Raw genomic sequence first — 7,718 nt, forward strand, 5'->3', positions numbered from 1 at the left:
CGGCGACGGGACGCTGACTATTGCGTCAGTGTTTTGCGCCGAGGCGGAGTTCCATGAAAACGCTGTTTGGATCGAGGGCGTAGTCGGCAAAGGGCGGGCATTCGGTGAATCCGTTGCGGGCGTACAGCCGCCATGCGGGAGCGAAATACTCCTCGGTTCCCGTCTCAAGATAGATGCGTCCGTAGTCCCGGCTCCGGGCTTCGTCCAGGATGTGCCTGAGCACCAGGGTGGCGACGCCGCGCCCCCGCGCACTTGCAGTGGTGCGCATGGACTTGATTTCGCCGTGCTTCTCGGAGCTGTGCGGGGAATTGAGGATTTTCAGCGCGCCGCACCCCAGGAGCTCGCCTTCCTCGCGGGCGGTCCAAAAAGTGATTGACGGTCCGGACAGCGCTGAATGGTCCAGCGCGTGCACACTTTCGGCCGGCGAGGTCGCGAACATATCCGCCAGGTGCTCGCTCAGGAGTTGGCGGACGTCCCGGCGTGCGGGGTCATCGTGGGCTATGTGAATCATCGCCTCAAATTTACTGGTCCAACCAGCTGATGCGAAAGTCTGGCGGCGCGCACCGGACGGCGCTACTCGGCGGACGGCCGTTGTCGTTGCCTTTTCGTCGCGGCCCGCTGTTCTTTTGCGGCCAGGCGACGGCGGTTCGAGCCCCGGGTGGGTTTGGTTGGCCGGCGGGGCGCTGCTTCGGGAGCAAGACCCTCTGCCACGAGAACGGCGAGCTTGGCCAGGGCGATTTCGCGATTGCGCAGCTGGGAGCGCTGCTCGGAGGCGGTCACGGTGATTACCCCGGCGATGAGTCGCCGTCCGAGGCGCGTGAGCAGCATCAGCCGTTGGCCGTCCGAAAGCACCGCGGAGTCGCCGACGTTCCACGAAAGTTCGACACGGCTGTCCGAGGTGTTGACGTGTTGACCGCCTGGCCCGGACGAACGCGAGAACCGCCAGCCGAGTTCCGACGCGGGAATCGTGAGGGCAGGCGACACTTCCAGATCCATGCAACCAGCGTTGCACGATATGGCGGGGATTCCCTACCCCACCGGTTCACCAACTGCGCTGCTATTGCTTCGGGTCTGAGCCACTGGTTTCAATCGACCGGCTGAGGCCGTCAAGAATGAGGTTCAGCCCGAAGCCGAACTCATCCCCGAAGTCGTAACCTGGCTTGAGGACGTGTTCCACGGCTATCTCCACCATGTGTGGGTATTCGCCGGTCGAGAAACGCTCAAGGATCGGCGTCGTGATCTCGGCGGCGGTGTCCCGGCCGTCAAAGGGCAGGGCGGCTTCCTGGAGGGCGAAACCGTAGATGTAGCTGTCGAGCAGGGCGTAGGCGTGGGCTGTCAGCTGAACAGAAAAGCCCGCTGCCCTTAGTGTGCCCAGTGTTGCGTCGTGATGGCGCAGTGTCGCCGCGCCGGGGGAGGCGCGGCTTTCGAGCAGCCCGACCGCCCACGGGTGGCGTTTGAGCGCTTCGCGCATCCCGTGCGCCCTCCGGGTCATTTCCTCCCGCCAGTCGCCCGCGGGGGAAGGCAGTTCGACTTCGCTGAAAACGAGGTCCACGATGCCGTCCAGGATCTCGTCCTTGTTGGCCACGTAGTAGTAGAGCGACATGGGCTTGGTGCCCATTCGCTGGGCCAGCGAGCGGATGGTGAGCGCGGCGATTCCCGACTCGTCGGCGAGGGCCAAGGCACATTCGAGCACTCTCTCCTGGCTGAGCGGAACTCGCTTTTGGGGGACTGGCGGGGTAGTGGTCGGCACTGAGACTCCTTGGCCATAGCGGTTTAGTACATTGTACGATACCCTCTTGGTACAGCGTACGAATCCGTGGGCTGCCTCCTCCAAAATGTTTGAAAGGAACGGCCATGACCTCTGGTCAGCAAGCTCAGGAGACTCCTCGTTCGGGCGGCCCGGAAGCGCCGGAGGTGCTCATGCGGGCCATCGTGCAGGAGGCCTACGGCTCCGCCGACGTCCTGCACATGGCCAGGATTCCCAAGCCGACCATTGCAGATGACGAAGTACTGGTTCGGGTCCACGCGGCAGGGCTTGACCGGGGGACCTGGCATGTCACCACGGGCTTGCCCTACGCGCTGCGTCTGGCCTACGGCATCCGCGCCCCCAAAAACCCTGTTCCGGGGCTGGATTTGGCCGGCACCGTGACGGCTGTTGGGCCCGCCGTCAGCCGGTTCGCCGCCGGGGACCAGGTCTTCGGTGTCGGGAAGGGCCCCTTCGCCGAGTATGCCCGTGCCCGGGAAAGCCAGCTCGCCCGTAAACCGGCGAACATCAGTTTCGAACAGGCGTCGGTGGTCCCGGTGTCCGCCTGCACCGCCCTGCAGGCTCTCCGCACCGCCGGACAAATAACGCGAGGGCAAAAGGTGCTGGTCCTTGGCGCCTCAGGCGGGGTGGGCAGTTACGCCGTGCAGCTCGCGAAAGCGGCCGGGGCCGTGGTCACCGGCGTCTGCAGTACCGCCAAGATGGACCTGGTGCGCGCCCTTGGCGCCGACCACGTCATCGATTACACCAGGCAGGACTTCGCCGACGGGGCCGAGCACTACGACCTGATCCTGGACATCGCCGGCAACCCCACCCTGTCACGCCTCCGCCGGGCGCTCACCCCCACCGGCACGGCCGTCATCACGGGCGGCGAGGAAGGCGGGTCCTGGACGGGCAGCATGGACAGGCAGTTGCGCGCACTCGCCCTGTCCCCGTTCATCCGTCAGCGGCTGACCATGGTTTTTGGCACAGAAGGTTCAGCGGACCTCGAACACCTGGCCGGACTCCTGGAAGTGGGAACCCTTGTGCCCGCCATCGACCGCACTTACCCGCTGGAGCGGGTGCCCGACGCAATGCGTTTTTTCGACGCCGGGAAGGCCCGCGGGAAAATCGCGATCACCATCTAAGCAGACACCCCACTTTGAAGGATTGGCGTGCGCTTCATCACAGCGGCCAAAGCACCGCACCGGTGGGGGGCAGGGTCCCCCAATGGGTCGCCATCGATCACCCCCACAGGGTTCGCCCCTGGTACTGGCCGCAACCAGCGGAGGGAAACGCCTGTGCGCCACTTCGAGGCCAGCCGGAACCATGACTCGTGGGACCAGCTCGGTTCCATCCAAGCCCCGACGCTTATCCTCCACGGAACGGAGGACGTACTGACACCCGTGTGGAACGGCACACTGCTCCATCAGCACATCTGCCGCTCCAGGGCGGGCTCAGTCCTGGATGATTTCGTGATTGCGGGTGGGTTCCCGAAGCGGCGTCGCTTAGTAGTCTGTTTCCCCACCGCCAAGCTGAGTATATTGGCACCAGTGGATGCCCCGCGGATCCCATTCCGGCAGGAGCTTCCACCTTAGGCTCAGCGTGTGAACGTTTGGGAAGCGAGGACAGATGTCTCACGCCATTCCGCAGGGGGCCAGCCCGCGTCTGTACAACGAAGACCTGGCACCGGCCCAACATCGCACGTGGGGTTTCTATTCGCTGTTTGCGATGTGGATGTCGGACATTCATTCGCTCGGCGGGTATACATTCGCTGCCGGACTGTTCGCGTTGGGCCTCGGCGCGTGGCAGGTGTTCCTCGCGCTGGTGGCGGGGATCGTAATCGTTTTTGTCCTGATGAACTTCTCCGGCTATGCGGGCCAGAAGACGGGAGTTCCCTACCCCGTTCTGGCCCGGGTTTCCTTTGGAACCTTCGGCGCCAACCTCCCCGCCCTGCTCCGTGCCCTCGTCGCGATTGCCTGGTACGGCATCCAGACATGGCTGGCCTCCCGGGCGGTCATCATCATCGCCCTCAAGATCTGGCCTGACCTGCGGGGCCTGACCGAGAACAACTTCCTAGGCGAGTCCACCCTGGGTTGGCTGGCGTTCGTGTTGATGTGGTCGCTCCAGCTTCTTTTGCTTCGAAACGGTATGGAGACCATCCGGAGGTTCCAGGACTGGGCCGGTCCGGCCGTCTGGGCAGTGATGGGCCTGTTGGTCGTTTACATCCTGATCAACGCCGGTTGGAATATTTCCCTCGACCTGCCGGGCGGACGTGCCGAGTGGGGGGTCACACACGCCTTCTTCGCCGCCGTGGCCCTGACGGTGACGTACTTCTCCACCCTGATGCTCAACTTCTGCGACTTTTCCCGATTCGCACCATCCCGCAAAGCAGTGCGCACGGCGAACCTGTGGGGGCTTCCAGTCAATTTCATCGCATTCTCCGTGGTCTCCGTCGTTGTCACCGCCGGAACCTTCAAGGTGTACGGGGAGTACATCTACGACCCGGTAGAGATCGTTGGGCGGATCGACAGTCTCTGGGCGCTCCTGCTGGGCGCAGTCACCTTCGCTGTCGCAACGCTGGGAATCAATGTCGTGGCAAACTTCGTCTCGCCGGCCTACGACCTCGCGAACGCCTGGCCCTCGCGGATCGATTTCAAGCGCGGCGGCCTGATCGCCGCAATGATCGCACTGATCATTACGCCCTGGAACCTGTTCAACAGCCCTGTCGTGATCAACCTTTTCCTTGGAGGGCTCGGAGCGCTGCTCGGGCCGCTGTTCGGGATCATTATGGTCGACTACTACGTGCTCCGGAAGCAGCGCGTGCTGGTTCGGGACCTGTTCAGGGAGCAGGGGTACTACACGTATACAGGCGGCTGGAACCAGAAAGCGGTCATCTCGTTTCTCGTCTCGGCCGTCCCGGCGGTGGTCTTCGCCCTGGTTCCCGTATTCGGCGCCTTGTCGGCGTTCTCCTGGTTCATCGGAGCAATCGGGGCGGCCGCGGTGCACTACGTCATCTCGCGCAACGACACGAGCCTGGCCGAATCCATCACCGCCGCTGCCGCCGAAGAAGCCGACCCGGGCGCACCATGGACACAGGTTGCGCAGACGCGGTGAGCAAGCGGCGGCCAAGCGGTGGCTGCACAGTCCCACGTCAGATCGACGGCCCATAGGTATGCCCCCGAGCACGGCTCGGCCTGGCCAGCGAATTCCTGTTGCAAGCGGTCGACGGTCGCCTGGGTACGGCGGAGCTGGAAAGCCGGCTCACGGCCTTTGAAGTTCCGGCGCAGGATTTCCTGATGGTTTCGATATCGGCCGACGACGGCGAGCGGCTGGCGAACGTCCACGTCGAACTGTGGCGCCACGGCTTTCCTGCCGCTTGCCTGCGGCGCTTCAACACACTTCACGTGGCAGTGTCCGCGGCGGTTACCGACGATATTTTGGTCCACTGCGCGGGTCCCGAGGTCCGGATCGGCTTCAGCTCGCCGACCTCCGCACCCGGGATCCAGCGTGCGTTGCAGGAGTCTCTGTGGGCACTCGGCGCGGCCAAGGGCAACGCCATGAATCTGGCCCGGTACGCCGAGGGCCCCTCCTGGCTGGGGCTCACGAGCTTCGAGGAAGGGACCGCGTTGGTGGAACGGCTGCTGGGTCCGATCTTCGCGTATGAACAGAGCCAGGAAGGTGACCTCATCGTGACGTTGAGGACGTACCTGGACACGCAGAGGTCGTGGCAAAAGACCGCGGCGGCACTGTTCGCTCACCGGCAAACCGTCATCTACCGCATCCGAAAAATCAGCGAATTGACAGGCCTGGACATGACCGAAACGTCCACGTTGGCCAAGCTTTGGTTTGCGCTTCAAATCCATGAGGCCATGCACAACTAGACGACGGCGTTCCTCTTGCGTAGGTCGAAAGAACCCGCTACAGTGTGAACCGCGTCACTCACGAGTGGCGCACACGCTTTTGATCTGCGGCGGGAGAGTCCTGCCGGTACATCCAGTCAGGCGCCGTAGGAGCAAATCCTCCCCAGGAATCTCTCAGGCCCATGTACCGCCGCGGCGAGGCAACTCTGGAAAGCAGTCCGGGCAACCGGGCTCACCGTCGGTGCAAGCGGGCAATCATGCCGCGGAATCTCTCAGGTCCAATACAGAGCGGGGAGGAACCCACATCATCGTGGCGCTCAGGGCGCCTGAATCATGGAGTTCCTCTTGACTGTTCAATCAACCCCCACCGCCTTCGCGGACCGGCACATCGGCGCCCGGCGCCAGGCCGACGTTGACACCATGCTCAAGGCCATCGGTTACGACTCTGTCGACGGCCTGGTGGACATCGCCGTCCCCGATTCCATCCGCCAGGAGACTGCGCTGACGCTGCCGAGCGGCACGGCGGCTCTCAGCGAAGTCGAGGTCCTGGCCGAGCTTCGCCGGCTCGCGTCCAAGAACAAGACTGCCGTGCAGATGATCGGCCAGGGCTACTACGACACCCTCACGCCGCCGGTCATTCGCCGCAACATCCTCGAGGCCCCCGCCTGGTACACGGCGTACACTCCCTACCAGCCGGAGATTTCCCAGGGCCGGCTCGAAGCCCTCCTGAACTTCCAGACCATGGTCCAGGACCTGACGGCCCTGCCCGTGGCCAACGCGTCCCTGCTGGACGAAGCCACGGCAGTTGCCGAGGCAGTGCTGCTGATGCGCCGCGCCAATAAAAACAAGACGGCTCAAAGCGGCAAGACGGTGCTGGATGCCGATTGCCTCCCGCAGACCGTGGCGATCGTCAAGGGCCGCGCTGAGGCACTTGGTTTCCAGGTCGAGATCGCTGACCTCTCCAAGGGACTGCCCGAGGGCGACATCAACGGCGTCGTCCTGCAGCAGCCCGGCGTCTCGGGCCGCGTCTGGGACCAGTCGGCTGTCATTGCTGAAGCCAAGGATCGCGGTGCGCTCGTTACCGTGGCTGCCGACCTGTTGGCGCTGACCCTCATCACGCCTCCGGGGGAGCAGGGCGCCGATATCGCCGTCGGAACAGCGCAGCGCCTGGGCGTGCCGCTGTTCTTCGGCGGCCCGCACGCCGCGTACATGGCTGTCCGGGAAGGCATGGAGCGCACGCTTCCCGGCCGCATCGTCGGCGTCTCCAAGGACAACGCTGGAGTGCCCGCATACCGTCTGGCACTGCAGACCCGCGAGCAGCACATCCGCCGCGAGAAGGCCACGTCCAACATCTGCACGGCACAGGCGCTGCTGGCCATTGTCTCCTCGATGTACGCGGTCTACCACGGCCCCGAAGGCCTGAAGGCTATCGCCGAAACGGTCCATGACCACACCCGTGCCCTCGCCACCGCGCTCAAGACGGCCGGCCGCGAGCTCGTTTCCGAGTCCTTCTTCGACACCCTCACCGTCCGCGTCCCCGGCAAGGCCGGCAAGGTCATCACCGCCGCCGAAGCGCGCGGCATCAACCTGCGCGCCATCGACGCCGACACCGTCGGGGTTTCCGTTGATGAGACGACGACGCCGGAGGTCCTCTCTGCGGTTGCCGTCGCCTTCGGCGCCTGTCCTGTGGGCGCCGCGTCCGGGTTCGAACTGCCCGCCTCCGTTGTCCGCCCGACCGATTTCCTCCAGCACCCGGTATTCAACACGCACCGTTCCGAGACGCAGCTGTTGCGCTACATCCGCAAGCTGTCCGACCGTGACCTCGCGCTGGACCGGACCATGATCCCGCTGGGCTCGTGCACTATGAAGCTGAACGCCACGGCCGAGATGGAAGCCATTTCCTGGCCCGAGTTTGCCTCGATCCATCCGTTTGCTCCGGACTCCCAGACAGCGGGCTGGCGCGAATTGATTGAAGGTCTGGAAGATGACCTGACCGAAATCACCGGCTACGACCAGGTGTCCATCCAGCCCAACGCCGGATCCCAGGGCGAGCTCGCCGGCCTGCTGGCCATCCGCGGCTACCACCTGTCCCGCGGCGACGACCAGCGCAACGT

General features: G+C 64.4%; 6 protein-coding genes, 1 pseudogene and 1 riboswitch. Of the genes and pseudogenes, 4 read left to right on the forward strand and 3 right to left on the reverse strand.

Features of this window, described 5'->3' with window-relative positions; genetic code table 11:
- Positions 1-25 precede the first annotated feature (25 nt).
- The 3 genes from J7I79_RS23030 to J7I79_RS23040 form a co-directional block, all read right to left on the reverse strand.
- Positions 26-511 (reverse strand): GNAT family N-acetyltransferase, encoded by a 486-nt coding sequence (locus J7I79_RS23030; protein ID WP_214957388.1) that lies wholly within the window; start codon positions 509-511, stop codon positions 26-28.
- Positions 512-573: 62 nt separating this feature from the next.
- Positions 574-996 (reverse strand): alternative ribosome rescue aminoacyl-tRNA hydrolase ArfB, encoded by a 423-nt coding sequence (gene arfB / locus J7I79_RS23035; RefSeq protein ID WP_214957394.1) that lies wholly within the window; start codon positions 994-996, stop codon positions 574-576.
- A 61-nt stretch (positions 997-1,057) separates the two neighbouring features.
- Positions 1,058-1,750: a TetR/AcrR family transcriptional regulator C-terminal domain-containing protein gene (locus J7I79_RS23040; RefSeq protein WP_311380655.1), complete on the reverse strand. Its 693-nt coding sequence runs from the start codon at positions 1,748-1,750 to the stop codon at positions 1,058-1,060.
- Between the two features lie 104 nt (positions 1,751-1,854).
- On the opposite strand from J7I79_RS23040, the gene J7I79_RS23045 reads away from it, so the two are divergent.
- The 4 genes and pseudogenes from J7I79_RS23045 to J7I79_RS23060 all read left to right on the forward strand — a co-directional run.
- Positions 1,855-2,889 (forward strand): NAD(P)-dependent alcohol dehydrogenase, encoded by a 1,035-nt coding sequence (locus J7I79_RS23045; protein ID WP_214957396.1) that lies wholly within the window; start codon positions 1,855-1,857, stop codon positions 2,887-2,889.
- 484 nt (positions 2,890-3,373) lie between these two features.
- Complete coding sequence (locus J7I79_RS23050; protein WP_251043193.1) at positions 3,374-4,858, forward strand: NCS1 family nucleobase:cation symporter-1; 1,485 nt, start codon at positions 3,374-3,376, stop codon at positions 4,856-4,858.
- Between the two features lie 182 nt (positions 4,859-5,040).
- Positions 5,041-5,625, forward strand: coding sequence for a CdaR family transcriptional regulator (locus tag J7I79_RS23055; RefSeq protein ID WP_251043194.1), 585 nt, complete (start codon positions 5,041-5,043; stop codon positions 5,623-5,625).
- An 80-nt stretch (positions 5,626-5,705) separates the two neighbouring features.
- Positions 5,706-5,804, forward strand: a riboswitch (glycine riboswitch).
- 133 nt (positions 5,805-5,937) lie between these two features.
- Positions 5,938-7,718: pseudogene (locus tag J7I79_RS23060) on the forward strand (glycine dehydrogenase); the annotation flags it as partial.

This window comes from Arthrobacter sp. ISL-69 (genome assembly GCF_018613775.1).
In the GTDB taxonomy this organism is placed as follows: Bacteria; Actinomycetota; Actinomycetes; order Actinomycetales; family Micrococcaceae; genus Arthrobacter.